Source organism: Nocardia fodinahabitans (assembly GCF_052983615.1).
Genome location: NZ_JBRJJC010000001.1, coordinates 4405904 through 4430280, shown reverse-complemented (window position 1 = coordinate 4430280; position 24377 = coordinate 4405904). Strand labels below are relative to the sequence as shown.

Here is a 24377-nt window from a genome sequence, read left to right as displayed (position 1 = left end):
GGCCGACGAAGTCGGCCGTCGGCGGCCGTCCCGCCGATCAGGCGCCGTGGCGCAAGCGACGAAGGAGCAAGCCACGGTGCCTGATCGGCGGGACCCAAGGGGCCGCCGACTCGAGCGCGCCAGCGCTCCAAAGACTCAGCACGCGATCCGAGAGTTCGCCCAGGCAGCTGAGATTGGGGAAGCCGGGGCCCTGGGCGATCGCAGCCATGTTCGGCAGGTAGAGCTTGCCCGCCAGGCCGGTGACGGCCAGGTCGTAGCCGATCGAGGACTCGATCCGCTGCTGGGTCAGCGGGCCGCCCACCGCGAGCTCGAGCAGGTCGGCGGTCCGCTGGTCGAACATGTCCAGGAACCACAGCGGCTGACCGCCGGTGGCGTCGACGACCAGGTCGAAGTTGTGCACCTGATCGGCACGCAGCTCGTTGGTGAGCGTGAGGGCCAGCACCTCGCCTTGCGGCACGATCTTGGTGACCCGGCCCTGCAGATGGTGCACGCGGCTGTCGCCGAGCAGGCTCTCCTGCACCCGTACCGAGAACACGCCGCGGTCGGTGCGCCGGATGACATCCCGGCGTTCCTGCAGACTCAGCGCGTTCCACTTCACCGGATCACTGAACAGCGAGTTCTCGAAGAAACTCTCGCCGCGGGTGTAGAGGGTGGCCATCGGCGAGATCACCGAGATGGTGAGCATCTCGTGCCGGACCAGCTCGTCCAGGGCCGAGCCCGCGGTCTCGCCGCCGCCGATCACCGCGGCGCGGGAGGCGGCGGGCAGGCTGCGCTTGCCCGCCAGGTCCCAGAACTCGGCGATGCTGAGCACGCGCGGGTGTTCGGCCAGTGCGCGGCTGCTGCGGCCGGGGCCGGTGATCATCAGGCCGTCGGCGGTGAGCTCGGACCGGTTGCCGTCGGCGTCGACCACGGCGACCTGCCACTGGTCGTCGATGCCGTTGCCGCCGTGGCGGATCCGCTCGACCCGGCCGAGCACGAGCTCGAGGTCGATGGACTTGGCGACCCACTGCAGGTACTTGGCCCAGACGTGGTGCTGCGGGCTCGGCCTGCCGCGGTCGACCCACTCGGCGTAGGTGCCGTGCTCGATCAGGAACGAGGTCCAGCTGAACGCGGCCATCGCCTGGTCGATATCGCGGTTACGGCCGCGCGCCCAGGTGGAGTGGTACGGGAAGCCGATGTCCTTCTCGGGGCTGGTGCCGAGCCGATGCTGACCGTCGGTCCAGCCGCCGCTGGGCAGCCAGTTGCCGCCGACCGCGTGCGATTCGACGACGACCACCCGGGCCGCGGGCAGGCCGAGAGTGCGCAGGACGTGCGATTTCGCGGCCACCGCAAGGGCTTTCGGCCCCGCGCCGACTACCAGGAGGGTTTCCACCGGTTCGTTCTCCACTCTCTCACGCAGGTCGCGCCGGGATCGTCCACAGGGCGATTGCCCGGACACGATCCCATATTTGCATAGGCTTACCTTATCTGAACAGTGTGACGATAGCCGCCCATGCAGACAAACAAGTGACCTTAGGCTAACCTAACGACATGGGTAAGGGATTGAACGGCCTGATCACCAAGGCCTGGGGCGGCGCCGACTACAAGCTGACGGTGACATCCACCGAGCAGGTCACCGACAAGTTCGTGCGGATCGGCGTCGACCTCGGTGGGCTGCTCGCCGACCACCCGGTGCACCCCACCCAGTGGATCCGCCTGTGGATTCCGGACGCCGGGAGCGACAAGCTGCACCATCGCGGCTACACCCTCGTCGACCCGGACCCGGAAACCGACACCGCCTACATCGACTTCGCGCTGCACAACGGCCCCGCCGCCGACTGGGCCCGGCGCGCCCAGCCGGGCGACCCGCTGGACGCGACCGTCCTCGGCTCGGACTTCCAGCTGCCGGAGCAGACCCCGAGCGAGTACGTCGTCTTCGGTGACACCGCCTCGCTGCCCGCCATCAACTCGCTGCTCGACGCCATCGGCGACACCCCGGCGCGAGTCTGGCTGGAGTGGCAGTACGAGTCCGACCAGGCCATCCCGGTGCGCAACAAGCCGCACCACCAGCTCACCTGGCTGCAGCGCGTCGACGACGGCCGCCTGATGCGCGAGGCCGCGCAGGAGATGAGCTGCGCCGCGGACGCGTTCGCGTGGGTGGCGTGCTGTGGGCAGACCACCCGCTCGATCGTGAAGACCCTCAAGGGCCAGCACGCGCTGCCCAAGACCGCGATCAAGTCGCAGGCGTACTGGAAGTAGTCATCCCCGAGGACGACCGACGATCGGTCTCGATGCTGATGCGGACGGACTGAGCACTGCGGCAAGCTGATCGGACAAGTCGGGAACCCCGAGCCGTCCGGATCGAATCGAGCGCGCCGTGTCCGTCATCGATGCTGTCTTCTTGGTCGCCACCGTGGCGCTCGCGAGCACGCTGGTCGCGTCGCCACGGATCGGCAGGCGGGTGGCGCCGTTCGCGCTGCCGGTGCTGGTCATCGGCGCGCTGCTGCTGTGGGTGCTCGAGGGCTACTGGCACTGGTGGCCGCTCTACCTGCTGATCGTGCTGATGTTCGCGTTCGTGGTGACCGACGCCGGCGGAACGCGCAGGCGGGCGTGGTTCCGCGGGGGAATCGGCGCGCTGGCCGTGCTGTCGATCCTGCCGTGGGCGCTGCCGCCCGCGCCGGAACTCCCCGCACCCACCGGCCCGTACGCGGTCGGGTCGGAGATCTTCCGCTGGGTCGACGAGCAGCGGCCCGAGCCGGCGACCACGGCCGACGACCGGCGCAATGTGGTCGTCCAGGCGTGGTATCCGACCGAGGTGTCGTCCGGCAGGCAGTGGGTGTATCTCGACGGCCAGGGCCGGTTGCCGTCGCGGGTGTCGGGGATTCCGGGATTTCTCCTGTCGGACACCACTATCGACACGCACGCGACCTCCGACGTTCCGGTGTCGCCGGACCGGGACCGCTGGCCGGTGGTGCTGTTCTCCCCCGGCTACGGCGCGCCGCGCGCGTTCTACTCCGGACTGATCGCCGACCTGGCCAGCCGTGGATTCATCGTGCTGGCGATCGACCATCCCTACGAGTCGGCGGTGACCGAACTCGCCGACGGCACCGTCGCCACCACCGTCGAGAACATCGCCGCCGACGACCCCGACGCCCTTCGCTTCATGACCGAACGGCTCGAAACCCGCACGGCCGACCTGCAATTCGTGCTCGACCAGCTCGCCCGGCCCGACGTCCTCGGCCAGCTGGCAGGCCACGTCGATCTCGAAAACCTTACCGCCACCGGACATTCCCTCGGCGGCGCCGCCGCGCTGTCGGCCCTGGCCGCCGACCCCCGGCTCACCGCCGCGGCCAATCTCGACGGCACCCTCTACGGCGATCTGCCCGAACGCGCCCTCGATCGCCCCGTGCTACTGCTCGAAAGCGACCACGCCGTGACCGGCCATTCCCAGCGCTATCTCGACGGCAATCGCGGTGTGCTGGAACACTTGCGCGCCCCCGGCTTCCGCTACGAGTTCGGCGACGCCGACCACTTCAGCTTCACCGACGTGCCCCAATTCCTCGCCGCCCCGGTGCGTTTCCTGGTGACCAGGATCGTCGGCGGATCGCGCACCGCCGCCGACACCCAGCGCACCACCAACGACATCCTGACTCCGTTCCTACTGGGCAAACATGCCGAGGTCGCCACCGCCGCCGCTGGTCATGCCGGGGTCACGGGCGGACCCGTGCCGCGCTGACGAGGCGTAGTGGCGGGCGCGGGCGATATCGGCCAAGGTGGACAGCGGAACGCAGTACGGAACCCACACCCGCGAGGAGTACGCCGTGTCCGTTCTCGACGAAAGCACGCCCTTCGGTGCCACGGTCGCCCAGCGCCTGGCCGACGAGCACGTCCTCTGGCTGACCACGATCGGCGCCGACGGCACCCCGCAGCCGAACCCCGTGTGGTTCCTGTGGCAGGACGGCACCTTCCTGATCTACACCATGCCCAAGGCCAAGCGGCTGCACCATCTCACCCGCAATCCGCGGGTATCACTGAACCTCAACAGCTCCGCCTCCGGTGGCGACATCGTCGTGTTCGCCGGTTCGGCGCGCGTCGGCGAGGCGGTGCCCGAGGCCACGATCGCCGACTACAGCCGCAAGTACACGCAAGGCTTCGTGGACATCAAGATGACCGAGGCCGAGTTCTTCGACACCTACTCGGTCCCGATCCACATCACCCCGGATCATCTGCGGGGCTTCTGAATACGACAAAGGGCCGTCTCGGCGAGACGGCCCTTTGTCGTCGTCGGGTCAGGCCGAGACGGGTTCCAGACGCCAGCCGGTGGCGCGTTCCCGCTCGTTCCAGAACGCGGCGTAGCGGCCGTCGAGCGCCAGCAGTTCCCGATGGGTGCCGCGTTCGGCGATGCGGCCGCCGTCGAGGAACAGGATCTGGTCGGCGTGGGCGATCGTGGAGAGCCGGTGCGCCACGACGAGAACCGTCCTGTCCCTGGTCAGTTCGTGGATGCCACGCACGACCACGGCCTCGCTGTGCGGGTCCAGCGCGCTGGTCGCCTCGTCGAGCAAGACGATCGGGCCGTCCTTGAGCAGGGCCCTGGCGATCGACACGCGCTGACGTTCACCGCCGGACAGCGACGCGCCGCCCTCGCCGACCATGGTGTCGAAACCGTCGGGCAGCCGCTCGACGATCTCGTCGACCCGGGCCGCGACGGCCGCGCGCTCGAGCTCGGCGTCGGTGGCCTCGGGCTTGCCGATGCGGATGTTGTCGGCGACCGAGCGGTTGAACAGGTAGACGTTCTGGAACACCAGCGAGAGCTGATCGAGCAGGGTCTCCGAAGGCTGTTCGCGCACATCGTGTTCGCCCACCGAGACCGCGCCGGAGCTCACATCGTAGAAGCGGGCGGCCAGTCGCAGCAGCGTGGTCTTGCCCGCGCCGCTGGGCCCGACGATGGCCGTGGTGGTCCCGGCGGGCACGGTGAAACTCAGCTCCGACAGGACGGTCTCGCCGGGCCGGTAGCCGAAGCTCACGTCGTCGAAGACCACGGCGGGCGCGCCCGGGGTCACCGGTTCGGAGGGCGCGGGCAGGGTCGGCTCGGCCAGCAGCTCGGTGATCCGATCGGCGGCCGCGGCGGCCGAGCGCAGGGCCGTGCCCAGCTGGGCGGCCTGGTTCACCGGCTCGATGAAACGCGAGCTCACCGCGATCAGCGCGATCGCCGCCGCCGCCGAGATCGCGCCGTCGGTCACCTGCACCACCGCGAGGTAGGCCAGCACCAGGAACACCGCCTGCACGAACAGCGCGAAGACGATCAGTCCCGGCACGGTCGCGATCATCATCTTGCGCACCGCCGACCGCTGCCCGGCCAGCGCGGCGGCGAGCGCCTTGTTGCCCGCGCCGACCGCGCCGAACGCGCGCAGCACCGGCTGCGCCTGGGCGAATTCCACCACCCGGGAATCGGCTTCGGCCGCGGCGGTGTGCAGCCGAGCGTCGGCACCGGTGTAGGCGCGGTTGGCGAGGTTGTTGACCAGGTACAGCACGGGTGCGGCCAGCAGCATGGCCAGCCCGATCCGCCAGTCGATGAACAGCATGCCGATAGCGACCACCAGCGGCACGATGATGCCGGTGAGCACCTTGGTGAGCAGGTAGGCGATCAGGCCCTGCATCTCGCGGACCTGCTCGACCATGACCCGCGAGAGCGGGCCCGCGTCACGATCGGAGAACCAGCCCAGCGGCAGCGCGTTGAGCTGATCGCCGAGCCTGGTCTGCAGACCACGCTGCATGCCGAGGCCGATCCGCAGGCCGAGCACGGCCTGGAGATAACCGAAGACGACCACGCCGGCCACGGCCGCGGCCATGCCGAGCGCCCACAGCCAGGCGCCGCCCAGGTCGTCACCGAAGAGCGCTTCCAGCACCGGGACCAGCAACAGATACGCGATGGCCTGGCACAGCGCCTGTAGCACGATGGCGGTGAGCAGGCGCGGGATCAGCGGGGCGAACTCGTCGGGGACGAGGCGGAAAACCTTGCGAATCATCGTGTTTCCTCCACCAGGGCGAGCGTGCCGAGCGCGGCCTCGTTGATCTCCCACAGCCGCTGGTACAGCCCACCGGCGGCGCGCAGCTCGGGGTGCGTGCCCTGCTCGACGAGCGTTCCGTTCTCCAGCACCAGGATTCGGTCGACGCCGGTGATGGTGTGCAGACGGTGCGCGATCACCAGCACGGTGCGGCCCGCGACCAGCGCGGCCAGCGCGTCCTGCACAGCGGCCTCGGATTCGGGGTCGGCGAAGGCAGTGGCCTCGTCGAGGACCAGAATCGGGGTGTCGGCCAGCAGCGCGCGAGCGATCGAGAGGCGCTGGGCCTCACCGCCGGACAGGGTCGCGTCGACGCCGATCTCGGAGTCGTAGCCGCGCGGCAGCGCCATGATCCGGTCGTGGATCTGCGCGGCCCGGCTCGCCCGCTCGATCGCCGCGTCATCGGCGCCGGGACGCGCGAGCAGCAGGTTCTCCCGGATCGAGCCGCGGATCAGGCGCACGTCCTGGAACACGAATCCGACGGTGCGGTACAACTCTTCACTGGTGAACTCGCGGATATCGCGGCCGTCGATGGTGATCCGGCCCGCGCCCACGTCGTAGAAGCGGGGCAGCAGCTTGGCCAGCGTCGATTTGCCGGAGCCGCTCGGGCCGACCAGCGCGGTGATGGTGCCCGGGGTCAGTTCGAGGTCGAGACCGCGCAGCACGGCATGACCGGCGCGGTAGGCGAATTCGACGCCCTCGAAGCGGACGACACCGCCCTGGCCCGCCGCGGGCACGGTGGTCGCCGCGACGACGTCGAGCTCGGGGGTCTGCTGCAGTTCGTGCAGGCGCAGCGCCGCGGCGCCACCGGCCCGCAGCGCCTGCGAGCCGTAGCCGAGGCCGAGCAGCGAACTGCCGATGCCCAAGCCCACCAGCAGGAACGGCAGCAGGTCGAGCGGATTCACCCAGTCCAGGCCGACGAAGGCCAGCCCGCCGACGACCACGATCAGCATCACGAAAACCGGCATGACCACGATGTCGGAGGCCGACTGCACGCGCAGGATCGGCATCTTCATCCGATGCGCGGCGCGCACCTGACCGTCGACCGCGTGCTGGAACTCGGTGTGCGCCTTGCCCGCCTGGCCGAACGCCCGCACCACCTGGATGCCGTCGACGAATTCGATGGTGGCCTCGGCGGTGCGGTGCTCCCAGCGGGTGTAGACGGCGAGGCGGTCGCGGCCGTCGCGGTCCATGATCTTGCCGAACAGGACGAAGTAGGCGATCAGCGGAATCAGCAGCACCAGGGTGAGCCGCCAGTCCACGGTGAACAGGTAGCCGAGAGTGACCAGCGGGACCACCAGCGCGCCGACGAACTCCAGGCGGGCGTGGGCGACGAGATAGTGCAGCGCCTCCACGTCGTCGCGGAGATAGGTCTTGACCTCACCGGAGCTACGTTCGCCGAACCAGCCGAGCGGCACCCGGGTGAGCTTGTCGGCCAGGGCCCGGCGCAGGGTCAGCTGATAGCCGGCGTCGACCGCGTGCGACCAGGTGAGCGCGACGGCCTGCAGCAGCGCGCGCACGATGAGGACGACAACGGCCGCGCCGAACAGCCACCACACCCGATCGGTGTCGACCGGACTCTCGAGCAGTTCCCGGCAGGCCTGCACGATCAGCAGGAACGGCACGACGGTGCAGACCGAGGCGACCGCGACGAGCAGGCTCGCGAACGTGAGCATCCCCGACACCGGCGCCAGGATCTCCTTGCGCGCCTGTGCTTCCTGCTGCTTCTGCGCTTTCGCGGCCGCCTTGGGCAGCCGGTTCCCCGACTCCACCCCCGGCGGCGGCGCTACCTGCACCGTCATAACTTCTCGCCCTCTCGACCTGTCCACGGCAAAGTACCAAGGGTAGGTTAGCCTAAGTTGAGTGGTTGTGGCCGACCGGGGAAGGTTGTGTGAACTGGCGGTCAACCCCCTCGGCAATTCGACATTCCGGGCGTAATTTTCTCTCTACCTCCGAATCCTTTTATCGCGGCGGGAGAGCGAAAATGTTTGTCACGTCAATAATTTCGGCGATTGCGGACTGTCATATCGACCCCGGTCATCTGACACCCGACCAAGCGCACCGGGCCATGCAGATTCATCTCGAATGCAGCGTCGATCTGTGCCGGGTACGCAGGCGCGCCCGGCACACCCTCGTCGAAGCGAAATTGATGGTCCTCGACCAACGCGCCGGTTGACGATTGGCCGGGAGAATTTCGGGAAACCTTTTCTGGTGTTCACTCCACTGCCCGCTTCAGCCGCCTGGGTGCATCACGAGGCACGCACCGGTTTCGAAGTGACCTATTTCCGCGACGGCGAACGCGGCGTCCTGATCGAAGGATGCGCGACCGCGGTCGAGGACGGTCTGGCCTGGGCGATCGACTACCGCCTGCGCGTCGACGGCAGCTGGCACACCAGGTCGGCCCAGATCACCGGCCGCTACCCCGACGCCCGGCGCTCGCTCACGCTGCACTCCGACGGGCTCGGTCGCTGGCAGCTCGACGGCACGCCCGCGCCCGAACTCGACGGGTGTCTCGATGTCGACCTCGAGGCGTCGGCGTGCACCAACGCGCTGCCGGTGCACCGGCTCGGGCTGGCGGTCGGGGACGCGGCCGACGCGCCCGCGGTGTACGTGCGCGCCGCCGACCTCGCGGTCATCCGGCTACCCCAGCACTACCGGCGGGTCGCCGACGGCGCAGGTCAGCGCTACGACTACCAGGCGCAGACGTTCGACTACCGGGCCACGCTGGACTACGACGCGGCCGGGCTGATCGTCGACTATCCGGGGCTGGCGCGGCGTCACACCTGAGGGCCGACGAGACTGACGGTATGCGACGCAGGCAGCAGCCGCCGCTGCCCAAGCGGCACGGCCTCGATCCCGCCCGGCTCCGGCTCCCGGAGGACGGGCACTGGGCGACCGTGCGCGACCACCTGGTCGAGCGGCTGCCCCGGGTCGATCCGGCGCGAATCGACGAGATGCTGCGGGCGGGCGAGATCGTCGACCTGGCCGGACCGCTGCCGCCGGACGCGCCGTTCGTGCCGGGCGGGGCGGTGTGGTTCCACCGGGATCTGCCGGTGGAGACCGAGGTGCCGTTCGAGATCGGGATCGTCCACCGCGACGACGACCTCCTGGTCGTCGACAAACCGCACTTCCTCGCGACCATCCCGCGTGGCCGGCACATTCTGCAGACGGCCCTGGTCCGCCTGCGCCGCGACCTGGACCTGCCCGATCTGATTCCGGCGCACCGGCTGGACCGGGTGACCGCGGGCCTGATCCTGTTCGTGGTGAACCCGGCCGCGCGCGGCGCCTATCAGACGATGTTCCACCGCCGCACCGTGCGCAAGGAATACGAGGCCATCGCGCCCTACGATCCCGCGCTCACGCTGCCGCGGATCGTGCGCAGCCGGATCATCAAGGAGAAGCAGGTGCTCGCCGCGCACGAGGTACCCGGCGAACCCAATGCCGAGACCGAGGTGGAACTGGTCGAACACCGCGACGGGCTCGGCCGCTACCGGCTGCGGCCGCACACCGGACGGACCCATCAGCTGCGCCTGCACATGAACAGCCTCGGCGTGCCGATCCTCGGCGACGATTTCTATCCGGTGGTCACCGACAAATCCATCGACGACTACACCCGGCCGCTGCAATTGCTGGCGGCCTCGCTCGAATTCACCGATCCGATCAGCGGGCTGCCCCGGCGCTTCGAGACCGCGCGCAGCCTGCGGGCCTGGACCGACCTGCCCGGATGGTCCGGATCGGCTGTCGAGTAGCTCACAGGAGATTCATCGCACCGTTTCCATTCCGTGATATTTCCGTACACTCGGTCGGGTGCCCGTACTCGCCACCGTCGCCGACCCCCGGCCCAAGCTGCACGCCTATATCGATATCGGCGTGGTCGTCGTCGTGCTGGCCTGCACCAATCTGATCGCGCATTTCACCACCGCGTGGGCCAATATCGTCACCGTGCCGGTCGCGGCCTTCGCGCTGCTGGCGCTGATGCGCAAGCGCGGGCTCGGCTGGGCTGAGCTCGGCCTCTCCCCCAGGCACTGGCGCCGCGGCACGATCTACGCCCTCGGCGCGGTCGGGATCGTGCTCACCGCCGTCGCGATCGGCGCGATCCTGCCGGTCACCCGGCCGTTCTTCCTCGCCGACCGGTACGCGACCATCTCCGGCGCGCTGATCGCGTCGATGATCGTCATCCCGTTGCAGACGGTGATCCCCGAGGAACTCGCCTTCCGCGGCGTCCTGCACGGCACGCTCGACCGGGTACTCGGCGTCCGCGGCCTGTTCGCGGCGGGCTCGCTGCTGTTCGGCTTCTGGCATATCGCCTCCTCGCTCGGCCTGACCAGCGGCAACAAGGGGCTGTCCGGAATCGTCGGCGGCGGTCTGGCCGGCCAGATCATCGGCATCACCCTCGCCGTCGCGGCCACCGCGGGCGCGGGCGTGGTGTTCACCTGGCTGCGCAGGCGCAGCGGCAGCCTGCTCGCCCCGATCGCCCTGCACTGGTCGCTCAACGGCGCGGGCGCCCTCGCCGCCGCCGTCGTCTGGCACACCGCGCTGCGCTGAGTCAGCGCTCCTCGGCCAGGGCCGGGTCGGTGGCGCGGACGGCGGCGAAGACATTCGCGCAGACCGTCACGAGATCGTCGGGGTGGGTGGTGCGGCCGTCCATCAGCCAATCGACCAGCAGGTGGTTCACGCCGCCGACGACGGTGACACAGGTCAGCCTGCTGCGTTCGGGGAGCGGCTGGGCCCGCGCGGAGGCCCACAATCCCGCGACCAGTTCGGCGTAGTCGCGCAGCACGCTGTGCCTGCGCTCCTCCATCCGCGCGGAGACGCCGACCACCTCGATCAGCACCACCCTGGCGCGGCGCGGGTCCTCGGTGAGATAGCCGATGAAGGCGGCCAGGCCCGCGGTGATCACGTCGTCCAGGCGGGACCCCGCCGTCGACAGGGCCGCGACCGTGCGCTCGCGGAGCTCGGCGGTCGTCACGTCGTAGAGCGTGGCCAGGCAGTCCTCACGGTCGCGGAACGATTCGTAGAAATAGCGCTCGGTGAGACCGGCGATCCCGCACAGCTGCTTCACCGTGCCCACCGCGTAGCCCTGGGTGCCGAAGAGTTCGAGCGCGGCATCCAGCAGCGCGTTCGGCGCTGCTGGACTCGCTCCGCAGAGGTCCGTCCCGAGTACCGCCGACCCGCCGGGCGATCGGCGGACTGCTCTGTCATCGAAGTCTGTCCTTCTGTGCGACTGCGTGGAATACTAGGCCACAATTTCTGACAAGACGACATGTCAAAAGGGCTGTTTCCGCTGGATCGAAAGGCTTCGCCGATGAAACGCACCCATGCCGGCTCGGTCGTCGCGGTGACCGGCGGCGCCGCCGGCATCGGCCGCGAGATCGCCCGGCAGTTCGCTGCCGCCGGCGCGCGCGTCTGCATCGGCGATCTGTCCGGCACAGCGGCTCGCACCACGGCACGGGAGCTGCCGGGCACGGTGCACGGCTGCGAACTCGACGTCACCGATGAGCGCTCGTTCCACAATTTCCTCGCCACCACCGAGGCCCTGCTCGGGCCGATCGATGTGCTCGTCAACAACGCGGGCGTGATGTGGGTCGGCGCGTTCGACACCGAGCCCGATACCGCCACCACCCGGATGATCGCGGTGAATCTGCACGGCGTCATCCGTGGCGTGCGCCTGGCCGCGCCCGCGATGCGCACGCGCCGCCGCGGGCACATCGTCACCATCGCCTCCGCCGCGTCCCGGCTATCCCCTCCCGGCGAATCCACCTATGCCGCAACCAAACACGGAGTGCTCGGCTACCTGACCGGTGTGCGGGAAGAACTCCGGGGCTCCGGCGTGCGGATCTCGGTGATCATGCCCGGGGTGGTCGATACCGAATTGGCCGCCGGAACGGCTACGGGCGCAGCCGAACTCCTGCAACCCGCCGACGTCGCGCGAGCGGTGCTCGATGTGGTCGAACGGCCGCGATTCGAGGTCTCCATTCCCGGGTACATCGGTCCGCTCACGCATCTGGCCGGACTGCTGCCGCAACGGCTTCGCGATATCGTGCTGCGCCGCGCGGTGCCCGACCAGGTCGCGGCGGTCGCGGGCTCGTCCGCGCGCGGGAAATACGAGAAGCGCACCCTCTCCTAGATCCACTCCGATCGCCCGGTTGTCGTTGACCACGACGCGGACGGCGTTTACGCTCTCTGGCAATCACACATATGTTCGATAGTCCATATGTTCGAGTGACCGGAAGGCGCCAGATGTCCGACGATCGGTCGATGGAGGATGCCGTCAGCTCGCCGAACACCGAGATCACGGCACTCGCACAGCAGGTCGCGACCGCGCGCGGCAAGCTGCCGCTACAGCACGACACGGCGCTCTACGACGCACTCTCCGACTCCGAGATCCGGGCCGAACGCGAACTGGCCGAATGGATCCGCGCGCAGCGCCGTAAACAGCGCCGCCACGCCGTCGCCGACGAACTCGCCGCCGAAAAGCGCGACCGGCGCACCGGCGCGCTCATCCGCCGGGCCGACGAGGCCGACGCGCACTGGCACCGCAAGGCCCTGGCGGCGCGACGGCGGGTCTCCAGCGCCGACGCGCGACTGGCCCAGCTGTACCGGCGGGCGGAGTGGTCCTCGCGCGCGCTGATCGGCGTCGTCGTCCTCGGCATGGTCTGGGCCGGGGTGAACGTCCAGCACAATCTGGTGCCCAGCGGGGATATGAGCGACCCGCTGTACTGGCTCAGCTTCGGCATCGAGGCGATGATCTCGATCCCGATCATCACCATCATGGTCGCCGCCACCACCGCCGCCCGCTGGGGCCGCGAGCTCGAGCGGGGCAAGGTCCTGCTGTTCGAGCTGGCCCTGCTCGGCACCACCGTCGCCCTCAACGCAGGCCCCCACCTGGCCTCCGGATCCTTCGGCCGCGCCGCCGAATACGCCATCGCGCCGGTGATGGTGGGCGTGGTGATCTGGCTGCACGCGTGGGTGTCGGCGCGGTACGCGCTGCTGATCGAGGGGGCTTCGGTCGAGCTGCCGGGGGACGCGAGTTACTCCCCTGCCGAGCGCGTTGTGTCGAGGCCCGATGTCACCGGGGCCGAAATCGCGGCGGGGCGGGTCAGCGTGGCAGGGATGGGTGCTTCGTCGTCTCCCTCAGTCGGCACCACAGTCCAGCCCGCCGTTCCGACTTCCTCGATGGAACAGCTCGAGACGCATATCGACTCGACACCAGCGGCGGCTACGGGCTCCGGGAATGCCGTGGCGGCGCCCGATATCGCGGCGACCTCGGCGACCGGTCAGGTCGCAGCCGGTCAGGTCGTCACGCCCCACGACGAAGCCCTCGCACACGACGACGCACAGGCTCGGCGCACGTCCGGACCTCAGCACAGCCACATCCCCGCACAGGCTGACACGGCCACGCGTGCAGGTGAATTCGAGCAGCTGGATCGCACCACGAGCGCCTCCGCTCCGGCCGTTCACGTGGCGGCGGACGCTACCGCCACGACCCACACAACCGTCACAGCCGCGCCCGACTCGGCCTCGGCCGAAGCCTCTTCCGCCACCATGGCACCTGAGCCGGACGCGACCTCCCCTGCGCCCGTGGCGATGTCGACCTCCATGGGTGTCCCCGGAGTCGACTCCGACGTCCGTGCAGTCGCCTCGACCTCGCAGGATGATGCGCCGGAACAGACCGCAGCGCAGGCGTCCACGGAGTCGGCGCCCGTCACGGGTCGTGGCCGGCTCACCGACGGCACCCGTCGTCCGTCGACCGACAAGCTCGCCGCGCCCGGCACCCTGGAACTCATCCACAAGGCCGCCGCCGAGCACCGACGCAACGGCGACCACGCCCGAGTCAACGGTGCCGCGCCTACGCTGCGGCGAATACCGGTCACCGCCGCCGCGCAGGCGACTGCGGGCGAGGCCACCGGTACCGACCCGGTTCCCGAGGCGACGGCGCACGCCGGCACCGTCGCCCGTGACCGCAACGGCGACACCGCGGCACCCACCGAATCGGTAGTGGTGCACAACGATCCACAGGCCCCGGCCGACGAGCCCGAGCAGCTCACCCTCGCCACCGAGATAGAGCCCGCACAACCTCAGCACGCCGCGTCGGCTTCGGCGCAACTCACGAACCCGGAGCCGGTGATCGCATCCGAGCAGCAGCTCACGCATGCTGCGACCACGTCTGACACCGAGCAGCAGCGCACAAACTCTGCGACGGCGCCTGCCGCGAAGCGTCCGCTCACGAACGCCGCGTCAACGTCTGCTCCGAAACAGCAGCTCGCACAATCCGAGTCGCTGGCTGGTACGGAACCAGAGTCCGAACCGCCCTCTCTCCCGAAGAAGCAGCCCACGAAGGCCGAGGAAGTGGCGCTCGCGAGCGAGCGCGTGCCGGTGGAGTCCCCCGAACCGATCGAACCGGACCTCGCCGACGAAGACGACCTCGCCGACGACGCCTACAATTTCGACGACGACACCGAGGTCCGCGCCCTGGCCCGCCAGATCGCCCACCGCAGCCCCCTGCGCCTGACCCTCGACCAGATCGAGGAAATCCTCGAGCTCACCGACCAGTCCTGGTCAGCCCGCAGCATCGGCGCCGAGGTCGGCGTCTCCGGCACCACCGTCACCAATATCGTCGAATTCGCCCGCAAAATCCGCCACCCGTACGCCTTCACCGGCTGAGCCGACAGCCTCTCGCATCGCCGCACGAATATCATCGCGGCTGATCGGGCCTCCCAGGTGAAAAGTCTGTTCGTTGTACACGGCTATCCGACCACGAGGCGCTCGCCTCCGAAGTCCGCGATGATCTCCATCCGACCGCCGAGTGCTTCGATGTAGGACGCGAGTGTTCGCAACTCAGCCGCCGTGACCGCCGCCCGTTCGATCGCTGATACCCGTTCCTGGCGAATCCGCATCCGCTTCGCCACCTCTGCCTGGGTCAGCCCCAATCGCTTCCGCATCTCGGCAAGCCGGGTGGCACGGCTCAGCTCCACCATTCGCTGCGCCCCCGCCTCCACCTCGGCACGGTCGTCTGAGTCCGGAAAGAACTCTGCCAGGAAGCTGTCCCGGTCGTAGGGATGAGTGCTGCTCATGAGCGCTCCTTCTCCTTCCTGTACAGGTTGTACCTGTACTCAGCCACTGGTATCGCTTGGCGGTACCAAGCCTTCCAGTTGCCCGCCTTGTCACCGGCGACCAGCAGGACCGCGTTTCGTTCTGGATCGAATATGAAGAGGATCCTGACTTCGGTCGCACCGGCCGAACCCGGACGCAACTCTTTGAGGTTGTGTAGCGACGAGTTCTTGATCCGGTCGACCAGCGGTCGACCGAGCGCCGGACCCTCCTCGAGCAGAGCCGTGATGGCCTGACCGACGAGAACAGCCGTCTCCTTGTCCTCGCTCCGGAGCCGATGTAGCCACTGCCGAACCTCGTCGACGATCTCTAGGCGGAAGTTCACCAGAGGATCGTAGATTCCATAGTACTTCTACATACTGAAAGGCGGAATAGTCCGTTTTGCGATGCGGCAGCCCCCACGACGAAGGCCCACTGCCCACGGGGAAACGGGCCTTCGTTCGAACGATCTCGATCGATCGCGGAGGGACCCTACTTGGCCTTCTCCAGAACCTCGACCAGACGCCAGCGCTTGGTGGCCGGCCAGTGAGTTCTACTCATCGACGCTCCATCTACATAGCCGCCACCTGCGCGGCCGCCGGCGCTGTCACCCGACGGCTGTCCTCGAGCACCTTCCCGGTCGACGCATAGTCGCCCCGCAGAGGAATGAGGACTACTGCGAGAAGTGTCCGCTCCTGACGGACAGACACTCCGGCGCACCGGGTGCCGCCCGATACGACGAAGGCCCGCTTCCCAGAGGGAAACGGGCCTTCGTGGCAACGATCTCGATGGATCGAGGAGGGACCTTACTTGGCCTTCTCCAGGACCTCGACCAGACGCCAGCGCTTGGTGGCCGACAGCGGACGGGTCTCCATCAGCTGAACGCGGTCGCCGACGCGCGATCTCGTTCTCGTCATGCGCCTTCACCTTGGAGGTGGTGCGAATGATCTTGCCGTAGAGCTTGTGCCGGTGACGGTCTTCCAGCTCGACGACGATCGTCTTGTTCATCTTGTCCGAGACGACGTAACCGCTGCGTACCTTGCGGCTGTTGCGCTCTTCCTTGTTCTCGCTCATGCCGCATCTCCCTTGCCAGCGGGTGCCGTGGCCAGGCCGAGCTCGCGCTCACGCATGACCGTGTAGATCCGCGCGATCTCATGACGGACGACGCGCAGACGTCGGTTGTTGTCGAGCTGACCCGTCGCCATCTGGAAGCGCAGGTTGAACAGCTCTTCCTTCGACTCACGCAGGCGGGCGACGAGCTCCTCTTCGTTGAGCTCGCGGAGCTCTGCGGCCGGTGTTCCGGTAGCCATCAGAACTGCTCCTCCCTGGTCACGATCCTGCACTTCATCGGGAGCTTGTGCATCGCGCGGCGCAGGGCCTCGCGAGCGATCTCCTCGTTCGGGTAAGACATCTCGAACATGACCCGACCGGGCTTCACGTTCGCGACCCACCACTCCGGCGAACCCTTACCGGAACCCATGCGGGTTTCGGCCGGCTTCTTGGTGAGCGGGCGGTCGGGGTAGATGTTGATCCAGATCTTGCCGCCACGCTTGATGTGGCGGGTCATCGCGATACGCGCCGACTCGATCTGACGGTTGGTGACGTAGGCGGGCTCGAGAGCCTGGATGCCGTACTCACCGAACGCCACCGCGGTGCCGCCCTTGGACATGCCGGAACGACTCGGGTGGTGCTGCTTGCGGTGCTTGACCCTACGGGGCATCAGCATGCGTCAGCCCTCCTGACTCTCTGCCGGAGCCTCCGCCACAGCGGTGGCGGCGCGCCCGACCTCGGTGCTGGTCGCGGTGGTGCCGGCGGAACCGGAACGACGAGGGCGGCTCGGACGCTCGCGACGCGGGCGCTCCGGAGCAGCAGCGGCAGCGGTCAGCTCACGACGACCACCGACGATGTCACCCTTGTAGATCCAGACCTTCACGCCGATGCGACCGAAGGTGGTCTTGGCCTCGTAGAGGCCGTAGTCGATGTCCGCGCGCAGCGTGTGCAGCGGGACGCGACCCTCACGGTAGAACTCCGAGCGCGACATTTCGGCGCCACCGAGGCGGCCCGAGCACTGCACGCGGATGCCCTTGACGTTCGGCGAACGCATGGCCGACTGGATGGCCTTACGCATCGCGCGACGGAACGCCACACGGTTGCTGAGCTGCTCGGCGACACCCTGAGCGACCAGCTGCGCATCCGACTCGGGGTTCTTGACCTCGAGGATGTTCAGCTGGACCTGCTTCTTGGTGAGCTTCTCCAGCTCGGCGCGGATGCGGTCGGCCTCCGCGCCACGGCGACCGATCACGATGCCGGGACGCGCGGTGTGGATATCCACACGGACGCGATCACGGGTGCGCTCGATCTCGACCTTCGAGATGCCTGCCCGCTCCATGCCGGTGGCGAGGAGCTTGCGGATCTGAACGTCTTCCTTCACGTATTCCGCGTACTGCTTGTCCGCGTACCAACGCGACTTCCAGTCGGTGGTGATACCGAGGCGGAAGCCATGGGGGTTGATTTTCTGTCCCATTTACTTTGCCCCTCCCTTCCGGCGGCTACGAGTGGCAGCGCCGGCAGTGGGCACGCTCTCGACCTCGATGGTGATGTGGCTGGTGCGCTTGCGGATCCGGAACGCGCGGCCCTGGGCCCGCGGCTGGAAACGCTTCATGGTGGCACCCTCGTCGACGAACGCAGTCGAGATGACCAGGGTGGCCGGGTTGAGGCCGAGGTTGTTCTCGGCGTTCGCCGCGGCACTGGCCACGACCTTGGCGACCGGCTCGCTCGCGGCCTGCGGCGCGAACTTCAGGATCGCCAGGGCATCCTCGACACGCTTGCCGCGGACCAGGTCCACGACGCGACGCGCCTTCATCGGGGTGACCCGCACGTGCTTAGCGGTAGCGCGGGCAGTCGGGTTCTGAACCGTTTCGGTGTTGGTTTCAGTCATCGCCGCTTGCTCTTCCGGTCGTCCTTGACGTGGCTCTTGAACGTCCTGGTCGGCGCGAACTCACCGAGCTTGTGGCCGACCATGTTGTCCGACACGAACACCGGGACATGCTTGCGACCGTCGTGGACGGCGAAAGTGTGGCCGATGAAATCGGGGATGATGGTCGAGCGACGCGACCAGGTCTTGATGACCTGCTTCGTGCCCTTCTCGTTCTGCACGTCCACCTTCGCGAGGAGGTGGTCGTCGACGAACGGGCCCTTCTTGAGGCTGCGTGGCATTTCTTACCTCCTCCTTAGCGCTTCTTGCCGGTCTTGCGGCGGCGAACGATGAGCTTGTCGCTCGGACGGTTGGGCTTACGGGTGCGGCCCTCAGGCTGACCCCACGGGGAGACCGGGTGGCGACCACCGGAGGTCTTACCCTCACCACCACCGTGCGGGTGGTCGACCGGGTTCATGACGACACCACGGACGGTAGGACGGCGGCCCTTCCAGCGCATACGGCCGGCCTTGCCCCAGTTGATGTTCGACTGCTCGGCGTTGCCGACCTCGCCGACGGTGGCGCGGCAGCGCACGTCGACACGGCGGATTTCACCGGAGGGCATACGCAGGGTCGCGTACGGCCCTTCCTTGCCCAGCAGCTGGATGCTCATGCCTGCGGCACGGGCCATCTTGGCGCCGCCGCCCGGACGCAGCTCCACGTTGTGAATCGTGGTACCGGTCGGGATGTTGCGCAGCGGCAGGTTGTTGCCCGGCTTGATGTCGGCCGTGGGGCCGGACTCGATCGGGCTGCCCTGCTGGATGCCCTTCGGCGCGATGATGTAGCGCTTCTCGCCGTCGGCGAAGTGCAGCAGTGCGATGTTGGCGGTGCGGTTGGGGTCGTACTCGATGTGAGCGACCTTGGCCGGGATGCCGTCCTTGTCCAGTCGACGGAAGTCGATGACGCGGTAGGCACGCTTGTGACCGCCACCGCGGTGACGCGTGGTGATGCGACCGTGCGCGTTACGACCACCGGACTTGGTGAGCGGGCGCAGCAGCGACTTCTCCGGCGTCGACCGGGTGATCTCGGCGAAGTCCGAGACGCTGGAGCCACGACGGCCCGGCGTAGTCGGCTTGTATTTACGGATTGCCATGAGTTCTTCTCTACTTTCTGGATCGCCAGCCGCTTACGCGACCGGTCCTCCGAAGATCTCGATGGGCTTGCTGTCGGCCGAGATGGTCACGAGCGCGCGCTTGGTGTCCTTGCGCTTGCCGTAACCGAAGCGGGTCCGCTTGCGCTTGCCCTGACGGTTGGCGGTATTGACGCTGGTGACCTTGACGCCGAAAACCTTCTCGACGGCGATCTTGATCTGCGTCTTGTTCGAATCCGGGTGCACCAGGAAGGTGTAGGTGCCTTCCTCGATCAGTCCGTAGGACTTCTCCGAGATGACCGGTGCGAGCAGGATGTCGCGGGGGTCGGCGATGGTGCTCACTTGCTCTCCTCCTGGGCCGCCTCGGCGGGACCGTGAACGAACGCGTTCAGGGCCTCGACGCTGAACACCAGTTCGTCGCTGTTGAGGACGTCGTAGGTGTTGAGCTGATCCGGGGCGATCGGCAGCACGTTCTGCAGGTTCGCCACGCTCTTCCACGCGGCGACGTCCTCGCGACCGACGACGACCAGGAACTTCTTGCGGTCCGACAGCTCGGACAGGAAGCTCTTGGCGGCCTTGGTCGACGGGGTCTGACCCGCGACCAGCTCGGTGATCACGTGGATGCGCTCGTTGCGGGCCCGGTCGGACAGGGCGCCACGCAGAGCGGCGGCCTTCATCTTCTTGGGGGTCCGCTGGCTGTAGTCACGCGGCTGCGGGCCGTGGACGGTGCCACCGCCGGCGAACTGCGGCGCACGGGTCGAACCCTGGCGGGCGCGGCCGGTGCCCTTCTGGCGGTACGGCTTCTTGCCACCACCGGAGACCTGACCACGAGTCTTCGTGGCGTGGGTGCCCTGGCGAGCGGCGGCCAGCTGCGCGATGACGACCTGGTGCATCAGCGCGACGTTGGCGGTCACGTCGAAGATCTCCGCGGGGAGTTCGACGGTGCCTTCGGTCTTGCCGCCTGCGGCCTTAACGGTCAGCGTCAGGTTGGCCTTCTTGTCGAGGCTGGTCATGCGTGCGCACCACCCTTCACGGCGCTCTTGACGATCACGACGTTGCCCTTGCGGCCAGGGATGGCACCCTTGACCAGGAGCAGGCCGTTCTCGGCGTCGACCTTGTGAACCGAGAGGTTCTGCGTGGTGACGCGGTCGTTACCCATACGGCCCGACATGCGCATGCCCTTGAACACGCGGCCGGGAGTGGCGCAGCCACCGATCGAGCCCGGGCGACGGTGCACAGCCTGCGCACCGTGCGAGGCGCCCTGGCCCTTGAAGCCGTGACGCTTCATGGTGCCGGCGAAGCCCTTGCCCTTGCTGATACCGGTCACGTCGACGTAGGTGCCCTCTTCGAAGACGTCGGCGGAGAGCTCCTGGCCGACCTCGAAGGTGGAGGCATCCGCGACGCGGATCTCGGTGACGTGGCGGCGCGGGGTGACACCGGCCTTGGCGAACTGGCCGGAAGTCGGCTTGTTCACCTTGCGCGGGTCGATGGCGCCGAAAGCGATCTGAACGGCCGAGTAGCCGTCGCGCTCCACGGTGCGGATCTGGGTGACCACGTTCGGGCCCGCCTTGATGACGGTGACCGGGACGACGCGGTTCTTCTCGTCGAAGACCTGGGTCATGCCGAGCTTGGTGCCCAGGATGCCGGCTGCGGGCCGGTTCTTGTTGTCAGTCATATCTCGAGTCCCCGTCACTGAATGTTGACGTCGACGCTGGCCGGCAGGTCGATGCGCATGAGCGCGTCGACCGTCTTCGGCGTCGGGTCGAGGATGTCGATGAGGCGCTTGTGCGTACGCATCTCGAAGTGTTCGCGCGAGTCCTTGTACTTGTGCGGCGAACGGATGACGCAGTACACGTTCTTCTCGGTGGGCAACGGCACAGGCCCGACCACGCGGGCGCCAGTGCGGGTCACCGTCTCCACGATCTTGCGCGCAGACGCGTCGATCGCCTCGTGGTCATAGGCCTTGAGCCTGATGCGGATCTTTTGTCCCGCCACGCTAAGTGTCCTTTTCTCCGCTTTCCTTCGTGGTCACAGGAGCTGGCTCCTGCACCACCCTCATTTGCACAGCCCGAACACACGAAGACGTCTCAGTTTGGAGACCGCAACCGGGCACCGCCCAGTCCTCGCCGCTGTTCATCTGTCATGGTTCTCCGGCCCACGCGGTCGGGCGTGTCGCCTTCTCGCTCATTCTTCAGCCCTGGTCACTTACTCACCGCTGGCCTGGAACGTGGTCCCGGACGTATCCACACCGGCTAGCCGGAGGGATACAAACTACTGCTCGCCTCGCTCGACCCGTCTTCTCCGTGGAAAAGACATGATCCTGTGCAAGGCAACCCGAACAGTATGCACCATGCCGACGACGCTCTTCAAATCGGGGGTCATGAGGTATCGATCACGCCCCAACAGGGCCATCTACCTGGACCGCACCGCCGGCTGGGCTGTACCGGGCCATGGTAGCTGGCGCGACGCTCGCGCTGGTCGGCGGAGGGTTACGCGCTACCTTACTTTTGAGTAAGATACGGGCATGGCACAGGAAACCGCGACGTACCGCGGCTGGAAGAAACTGCCCGACAACCGACTCGGGCACACGCTGTTCTCGCTCGGCATGGTCGCCCGGGTGCCGTACTTCGGCACGGTGCTGCCGCAGGTGGTGCGGCTCGAGCCCGGGATCTGCGAGGTGACCTCGCCCAAGTGGTTCGGCATCCACAACCATCTGGGCACCTTCCACGCGATCGCGGCCTGCAATCTCGCCGAGGTCGCGATGGGCATGCTCAGCGAGGCCACCGTGCCGACCACGCATCGCTGGATTCCCAAGTCGATGAACGTGCAGTACCTGGCCAAGGCCGAGTCCGGGCTGCGCGCGGTGGCCAGGCTGACCGAGATCCCCGACTTCGACGCGATCACCGAGGGCACCGAACTCACCGTGCCCGTGTCGATCTACGACAAGGGCGGCATCGAGGTCGTGCACGCCGACATCACCACCTGGGTCACGCCACGCTGAGCTGAACATCGGGCCCTGAAAAGCGTTGGATCGGTACGGTTGTGACGAGACGACAACAGACGGGGAGTTCGATGTTGGAAGTCGCGCAACTGATCCGGCGCTTCGGCGACAACGTGGCGGTCGACGAGGTGTCCTTCACCGTGCCGCCGGGGGCGCTGACCGGGTTCGTCGGGGGGAACGGGGCGGGCAAGACCACCACCATGCGGATGATCATGGGGGTGCTGGCCGTGCACGGCGGCGAGGTCAGGTGGGACGGACGGGCGGTGACGGCGCTGGATCGCCGGTCGTTCGGGTACATGCCGGAAGAGCGCGGGCTGTATCCGAAGCAGCCGGTGCTCGATCAGCTCGTCTATCTGGCCAGGCTGCGCGGACTGAGCGCGGCCGAGGCGAAGACGCGGGCCACCGAACTGCTGGAACGGTTCGGGCTGGGGGCCAGGAGTAAGGACAAGCTCGAGTCGCTGTCGCTGGGCAATCAGCAGCGGGTGCAGATCGCGGCGGCCGTGATCGCGCAGCCGACGGCCCTGATCCTGGACGAACCGTTCTCCGGGCTCGATCCGGTCGCGGTCGATTCCATGGCCGAGCTGCTGCGCGAGTACGCCGGGCAGGGGGTGCCGGTGCTGTTCTCCTCGCATCAGCTGGATCTGGTCGAGCGGTTGTGCGATCAGCTGGTGATCCTCGCCGCCGGGCGGGTCGTCGGGCAGGGAACGGTCGAGGCGCTGCGGGCGACGAACGCGTCGCGGTATCGGCTGGTCGCGGGCAGTGATCCGGGGTGGTTGCGGGAGTTCGCGGGGGTGCGGGTGGTCGAGGCGAACGGGTCGGCGGCGGTCATCGAGCTGGTGGGTGCGAGCACCGACGCGGTACTCACCGAGGCGCTGGCGCGGGGATCGGTGCGGGAGTTCGCCGAACTGCGGCCGACGGTCGCCGAGATCTATCGGGAGGTGACGGCGTGAATACCTCCACTGCTTCGCGTGGCGTGTGGCGGATCGTCGCCGCCAGGGAGATCGTGGTGAAGCTGCGTGATCGCAACTTCGTCATCTCGACGGTGATCACCATCGTGGCCATTGTCGCGTCGCTGGCGATCAGCGGGTTCGTCAGCAGCAGGCCCGACAGGATCGAGGTCGCCCTCACCGGGCCGGAGACGATGGCGGTGGTCCAGGCGGCGGGTGGCCTGGCCGCGGCGGCCGACACCGATATCACCTTCACCGCCTATCCCCTTCCGGATCGGGCCGCCGTCGAGCAGCGGGTGCGCGACGAGACGGTCGAGGTCGGGCTGGTGCCGGTGGACGGCGGTTGGCAGCTCATCGGCAAGACCGCCGAGAACGACAGTGCCACCACCTACATCACCGCCGCCGCCGCGCAGCTCGCCTTGCAGCGCAATGCCGAGGCCGCCGGTGTGTCGCTCGAGGAGCTCGCGCGCGGGGCCGGGGTGACCTACGCGCTGCTGGAGAAGGGCGGGGTCGATCCCGGGCTCGCCAAGATCGTGGCGTTCGTGTTCGCGTTCCTCTTCTATCTGGCGTCGGTGCTGTTCGGCATGTCCATCGCGCAGAGTGTGGTGGAGGAGAAGCAGAACCGGATCGTCGAGATCCTGGCCAGCGCGATGCCGTTGCGGCAGTTGCTGATCGGCAAGGTGGCGGGCAACGCGGTGCTGGCGTTCGCGCAGCTCAGCCTGTTCGTCGGCGCGGGACTGATCGGCCTGGCCGCCACCGGACAAGCCGACCAGCTGGGCCGGATCGCCGGCGCGGCAGGGTGGTTCATCGTCTTCTTCCTGGTGGGCTTCCTCGCCCTGGCCAGCCTCTGGGCCGTCGCGGGCTCGCTGGCGACGCGCAGCGAAGACCTCCAGTCCACCGCCACTCCCCTGTCGATGCTGATCATGATCGTGCTGTTCGCCGGCATCTTCCTCACCGGCACGGCCCGCGTCGTCGCCTCCTACGTCCCGATCATGTCCATCGTCGCCATGCCCGGCCGCCTCGCCGCGGGCACCGCCGCCTGGTGGGAACCGTTCATCTCCCTAGCCCTGATGGCCGTGACCACCTACGGCATCGTGATCGTGGCCGAACGCGTCTACCGCCGCTCGCTGATGCAGACCCAGGGCCGGCTCACCGTCCGCCAGGCCTTGGCTCTGGAGGACTGAGCCGAGCAGCGGTGCTTGCGCCGTGGCGGCCGGTGCGGTTTGAATGCGGG

The 24377-nt window shown here is 68.0% G+C and carries 27 protein-coding genes and 1 pseudogene; 11 read left to right on the top strand and 17 right to left on the bottom strand.

Going from position 1 to position 24377, the window contains the following annotated elements; all coding sequences use genetic code 11:
• Positions 1–37: 37 nt before the first annotated feature.
• Positions 38–1372 carry a SidA/IucD/PvdA family monooxygenase gene (locus NV348_RS20585; protein ID WP_447148358.1) on the bottom strand — a complete coding sequence of 445 codons (1335 nt, stop codon included), beginning with the start codon at positions 1370–1372 and terminating at the stop codon, positions 38–40.
• 158 nt (positions 1373–1530) lie between these two features.
• Between NV348_RS20585 and NV348_RS20580 the strand changes: the two genes are divergently transcribed.
• From NV348_RS20580 to NV348_RS20570, 3 genes are all read left to right on the top strand, one after another.
• Positions 1531–2238, top strand: a complete 708-nt coding sequence (locus NV348_RS20580) for a siderophore-interacting protein (RefSeq protein ID WP_447148357.1) — start codon at positions 1531–1533, stop codon at positions 2236–2238.
• A gap of 118 nt (positions 2239–2356) precedes the next feature.
• A complete protein-coding gene (locus tag NV348_RS20575) occupies positions 2357–3715 on the top strand; it encodes an alpha/beta hydrolase family protein (RefSeq protein ID WP_447148356.1) in 1359 nt (452 codons plus the stop codon).
• Positions 3716–3800: 85 nt separating this feature from the next.
• Positions 3801–4220, top strand: a complete 420-nt coding sequence (locus NV348_RS20570; protein WP_447148355.1) for a TIGR03667 family PPOX class F420-dependent oxidoreductase — start codon at positions 3801–3803, stop codon at positions 4218–4220.
• A 48-nt stretch (positions 4221–4268) separates the two neighbouring features.
• Here the strand turns inward: NV348_RS20570 and NV348_RS20565 are convergent, their stop codons facing one another.
• Positions 4269–6005: an ABC transporter ATP-binding protein gene (locus NV348_RS20565; RefSeq protein WP_447148354.1), complete on the bottom strand. Its 1737-nt coding sequence runs from the start codon at positions 6003–6005 to the stop codon at positions 4269–4271.
• The gene (locus tag NV348_RS20560; protein WP_447148353.1) at positions 6002–7843 is read right to left on the bottom strand and encodes an ABC transporter ATP-binding protein; all 1842 of its coding nucleotides are present in this window, start codon (positions 7841–7843) and stop codon (positions 6002–6004) included. Before NV348_RS20560 ends, NV348_RS20565 begins: the two co-directional genes overlap by 4 nt.
• A gap of 409 nt (positions 7844–8252) precedes the next feature.
• Between NV348_RS20560 and NV348_RS20555 the strand changes: the two genes are divergently transcribed.
• Genes NV348_RS20555 through NV348_RS20545 form a run of 3 tightly spaced genes read left to right on the top strand, consistent with a single transcriptional unit; the run spans position 8253 to position 10586 of the window.
• Positions 8253–8828, top strand: coding sequence for a putative glycolipid-binding domain-containing protein (locus NV348_RS20555; RefSeq protein ID WP_447148352.1), 576 nt, complete (start codon positions 8253–8255; stop codon positions 8826–8828).
• A 20-nt stretch (positions 8829–8848) separates the two neighbouring features.
• Positions 8849–9790, top strand: a complete 942-nt coding sequence (locus tag NV348_RS20550) for an RluA family pseudouridine synthase (RefSeq protein ID WP_447148351.1) — start codon at positions 8849–8851, stop codon at positions 9788–9790.
• 58 nt (positions 9791–9848) lie between these two features.
• Entirely contained in the window at positions 9849–10586 is a 738-nt protein-coding gene (locus tag NV348_RS20545) for a CPBP family glutamic-type intramembrane protease (RefSeq protein ID WP_447148350.1), read from the top strand.
• A gap of 1 nt (position 10587) precedes the next feature.
• On the opposite strand, the gene NV348_RS20540 is transcribed toward NV348_RS20545, so the two are convergent.
• A complete protein-coding gene (locus NV348_RS20540) occupies positions 10588–11112 on the bottom strand; it encodes a TetR/AcrR family transcriptional regulator (protein WP_447148349.1) in 525 nt (174 codons plus the stop codon).
• Positions 11113–11346: 234 nt separating this feature from the next.
• Between NV348_RS20540 and NV348_RS20535 the strand changes: the two genes are divergently transcribed.
• Complete coding sequence (locus NV348_RS20535) at positions 11347–12168, top strand: SDR family oxidoreductase (protein ID WP_447148348.1); 822 nt, start codon at positions 11347–11349, stop codon at positions 12166–12168.
• 113 nt (positions 12169–12281) lie between these two features.
• The gene (locus tag NV348_RS20530) at positions 12282–14705 is read left to right on the top strand and encodes a hypothetical protein (RefSeq protein ID WP_447148347.1); all 2424 of its coding nucleotides are present in this window, start codon (positions 12282–12284) and stop codon (positions 14703–14705) included.
• A gap of 83 nt (positions 14706–14788) precedes the next feature.
• Here NV348_RS20530 and NV348_RS20525 read toward each other — a convergent pair whose 3' ends face one another.
• The 13 genes and pseudogenes from NV348_RS20525 to rpsJ all read right to left on the bottom strand — a co-directional run bounded on the left by NV348_RS20525 (position 14789) and on the right by rpsJ (position 21190).
• Complete coding sequence (locus tag NV348_RS20525; RefSeq protein ID WP_447148346.1) at positions 14789–15115, bottom strand: helix-turn-helix domain-containing protein; 327 nt, start codon at positions 15113–15115, stop codon at positions 14789–14791.
• Positions 15112–15477 carry a type II toxin-antitoxin system RelE/ParE family toxin gene (locus NV348_RS20520; RefSeq protein ID WP_447148345.1) on the bottom strand — a complete coding sequence of 122 codons (366 nt, stop codon included), beginning with the start codon at positions 15475–15477 and terminating at the stop codon, positions 15112–15114. The genes NV348_RS20525 and NV348_RS20520 overlap by 4 nt, the downstream gene beginning before the upstream one ends.
• A 460-nt stretch (positions 15478–15937) precedes the next feature.
• Positions 15938–16205, bottom strand: a pseudogene (rpsQ, locus tag NV348_RS20515) (30S ribosomal protein S17).
• Positions 16202–16441 (bottom strand): 50S ribosomal protein L29, encoded by a 240-nt coding sequence (gene rpmC, locus NV348_RS20510; RefSeq protein ID WP_071926410.1) that lies wholly within the window; start codon positions 16439–16441, stop codon positions 16202–16204. Before rpmC ends, rpsQ begins: the two are co-directional and overlap by 4 nt.
• Positions 16441–16857: a 50S ribosomal protein L16 gene (gene rplP, locus NV348_RS20505; RefSeq protein WP_019045023.1), complete on the bottom strand. Its 417-nt coding sequence runs from the start codon at positions 16855–16857 to the stop codon at positions 16441–16443. The genes rpmC and rplP overlap by 1 nt, the downstream gene beginning before the upstream one ends.
• A gap of 3 nt (positions 16858–16860) precedes the next feature.
• A complete protein-coding gene (gene rpsC, locus NV348_RS20500) occupies positions 16861–17655 on the bottom strand; it encodes a 30S ribosomal protein S3 (RefSeq protein WP_302871706.1) in 795 nt (264 codons plus the stop codon).
• On the bottom strand, positions 17656–18069 hold the full coding sequence (gene rplV, locus NV348_RS20495) for a 50S ribosomal protein L22 (RefSeq protein ID WP_019045021.1): 414 nt from the start codon (positions 18067–18069) through the stop codon (positions 17656–17658).
• On the bottom strand, positions 18066–18347 hold the full coding sequence (gene rpsS, locus NV348_RS20490; protein WP_019045020.1) for a 30S ribosomal protein S19: 282 nt from the start codon (positions 18345–18347) through the stop codon (positions 18066–18068). The genes rplV and rpsS overlap by 4 nt, the downstream gene beginning before the upstream one ends.
• A 14-nt stretch (positions 18348–18361) precedes the next feature.
• Complete coding sequence (rplB, locus tag NV348_RS20485) at positions 18362–19198, bottom strand: 50S ribosomal protein L2 (RefSeq protein WP_019045019.1); 837 nt, start codon at positions 19196–19198, stop codon at positions 18362–18364.
• A gap of 33 nt (positions 19199–19231) precedes the next feature.
• A complete protein-coding gene (gene rplW / locus NV348_RS20480) occupies positions 19232–19537 on the bottom strand; it encodes a 50S ribosomal protein L23 (RefSeq protein WP_019045018.1) in 306 nt (101 codons plus the stop codon).
• The gene (gene rplD / locus NV348_RS20475) at positions 19534–20208 is read right to left on the bottom strand and encodes a 50S ribosomal protein L4 (RefSeq protein ID WP_019045017.1); all 675 of its coding nucleotides are present in this window, start codon (positions 20206–20208) and stop codon (positions 19534–19536) included. Before rplD ends, rplW begins: the two co-directional genes overlap by 4 nt.
• On the bottom strand, positions 20205–20870 hold the full coding sequence (rplC, locus tag NV348_RS20470) for a 50S ribosomal protein L3 (RefSeq protein ID WP_019045016.1): 666 nt from the start codon (positions 20868–20870) through the stop codon (positions 20205–20207). Before rplC ends, rplD begins: the two co-directional genes overlap by 4 nt.
• A 14-nt stretch (positions 20871–20884) precedes the next feature.
• The gene (gene rpsJ, locus NV348_RS20465) at positions 20885–21190 is read right to left on the bottom strand and encodes a 30S ribosomal protein S10 (RefSeq protein WP_003938093.1); all 306 of its coding nucleotides are present in this window, start codon (positions 21188–21190) and stop codon (positions 20885–20887) included.
• Positions 21191–21719: 529 nt separating this feature from the next.
• Here rpsJ and NV348_RS20460 point away from each other — a divergent pair.
• The 3 genes from NV348_RS20460 to NV348_RS20450 all read left to right on the top strand — a co-directional run bounded on the left by NV348_RS20460 (position 21720) and on the right by NV348_RS20450 (position 24327).
• Positions 21720–22196, top strand: coding sequence for a hotdog fold domain-containing protein (locus NV348_RS20460; RefSeq protein WP_447148344.1), 477 nt, complete (start codon positions 21720–21722; stop codon positions 22194–22196).
• 71 nt (positions 22197–22267) lie between these two features.
• Positions 22268–23146: an ABC transporter ATP-binding protein gene (locus NV348_RS20455; RefSeq protein WP_447148343.1), complete on the top strand. Its 879-nt coding sequence runs from the start codon at positions 22268–22270 to the stop codon at positions 23144–23146.
• Positions 23143–24327 (top strand): ABC transporter permease, encoded by a 1185-nt coding sequence (locus tag NV348_RS20450; protein ID WP_447148342.1) that lies wholly within the window; start codon positions 23143–23145, stop codon positions 24325–24327. The genes NV348_RS20455 and NV348_RS20450 overlap by 4 nt, the downstream gene beginning before the upstream one ends.
• Positions 24328–24377: the final 50 nt, after the last annotated feature.

Coding starts and splice junctions, on each gene's coding strand:
- rpsC (WP_302871706.1), bottom strand. CDS start 17,655: ATGGGACAGAAAATCAACCCCCATGGCTTCCGCCTCGGTATCACCACC.
- NV348_RS20530 (WP_447148347.1), top strand. CDS start 12,282: ATGTCCGACGATCGGTCGATGGAGGATGCCGTCAGCTCGCCGAACACC.
- rplP (WP_019045023.1), bottom strand. CDS start 16,857: ATGCTGATGCCCCGTAGGGTCAAGCACCGCAAGCAGCACCACCCGAGT.
- NV348_RS20560 (WP_447148353.1), bottom strand. CDS start 7,843: ATGACGGTGCAGGTAGCGCCGCCGCCGGGGGTGGAGTCGGGGAACCGG.
- NV348_RS20525 (WP_447148346.1), bottom strand. CDS start 15,115: ATGAGCAGCACTCATCCCTACGACCGGGACAGCTTCCTGGCAGAGTTC.
- NV348_RS20535 (WP_447148348.1), top strand. CDS start 11,347: ATGAAACGCACCCATGCCGGCTCGGTCGTCGCGGTGACCGGCGGCGCC.
- NV348_RS20550 (WP_447148351.1), top strand. CDS start 8,849: ATGCGACGCAGGCAGCAGCCGCCGCTGCCCAAGCGGCACGGCCTCGAT.
- rplV (WP_019045021.1), bottom strand. CDS start 18,069: ATGACTGAAACCAACACCGAAACGGTTCAGAACCCGACTGCCCGCGCT.
- NV348_RS20460 (WP_447148344.1), top strand. CDS start 21,720: ATGGCACAGGAAACCGCGACGTACCGCGGCTGGAAGAAACTGCCCGAC.
- rplB (WP_019045019.1), bottom strand. CDS start 19,198: ATGGCAATCCGTAAATACAAGCCGACTACGCCGGGCCGTCGTGGCTCC.
- NV348_RS20565 (WP_447148354.1), bottom strand. CDS start 6,005: ATGATTCGCAAGGTTTTCCGCCTCGTCCCCGACGAGTTCGCCCCGCTG.
- NV348_RS20455 (WP_447148343.1), top strand. CDS start 22,268: ATGTTGGAAGTCGCGCAACTGATCCGGCGCTTCGGCGACAACGTGGCG.
- rplD (WP_019045017.1), bottom strand. CDS start 20,208: ATGACCAGCCTCGACAAGAAGGCCAACCTGACGCTGACCGTTAAGGCC.
- rpsS (WP_019045020.1), bottom strand. CDS start 18,347: ATGCCACGCAGCCTCAAGAAGGGCCCGTTCGTCGACGACCACCTCCTC.
- rpmC (WP_071926410.1), bottom strand. CDS start 16,441: ATGGCTACCGGAACACCGGCCGCAGAGCTCCGCGAGCTCAACGAAGAG.
- NV348_RS20580 (WP_447148357.1), top strand. CDS start 1,531: ATGGGTAAGGGATTGAACGGCCTGATCACCAAGGCCTGGGGCGGCGCC.
- rplC (WP_019045016.1), bottom strand. CDS start 20,870: ATGACTGACAACAAGAACCGGCCCGCAGCCGGCATCCTGGGCACCAAG.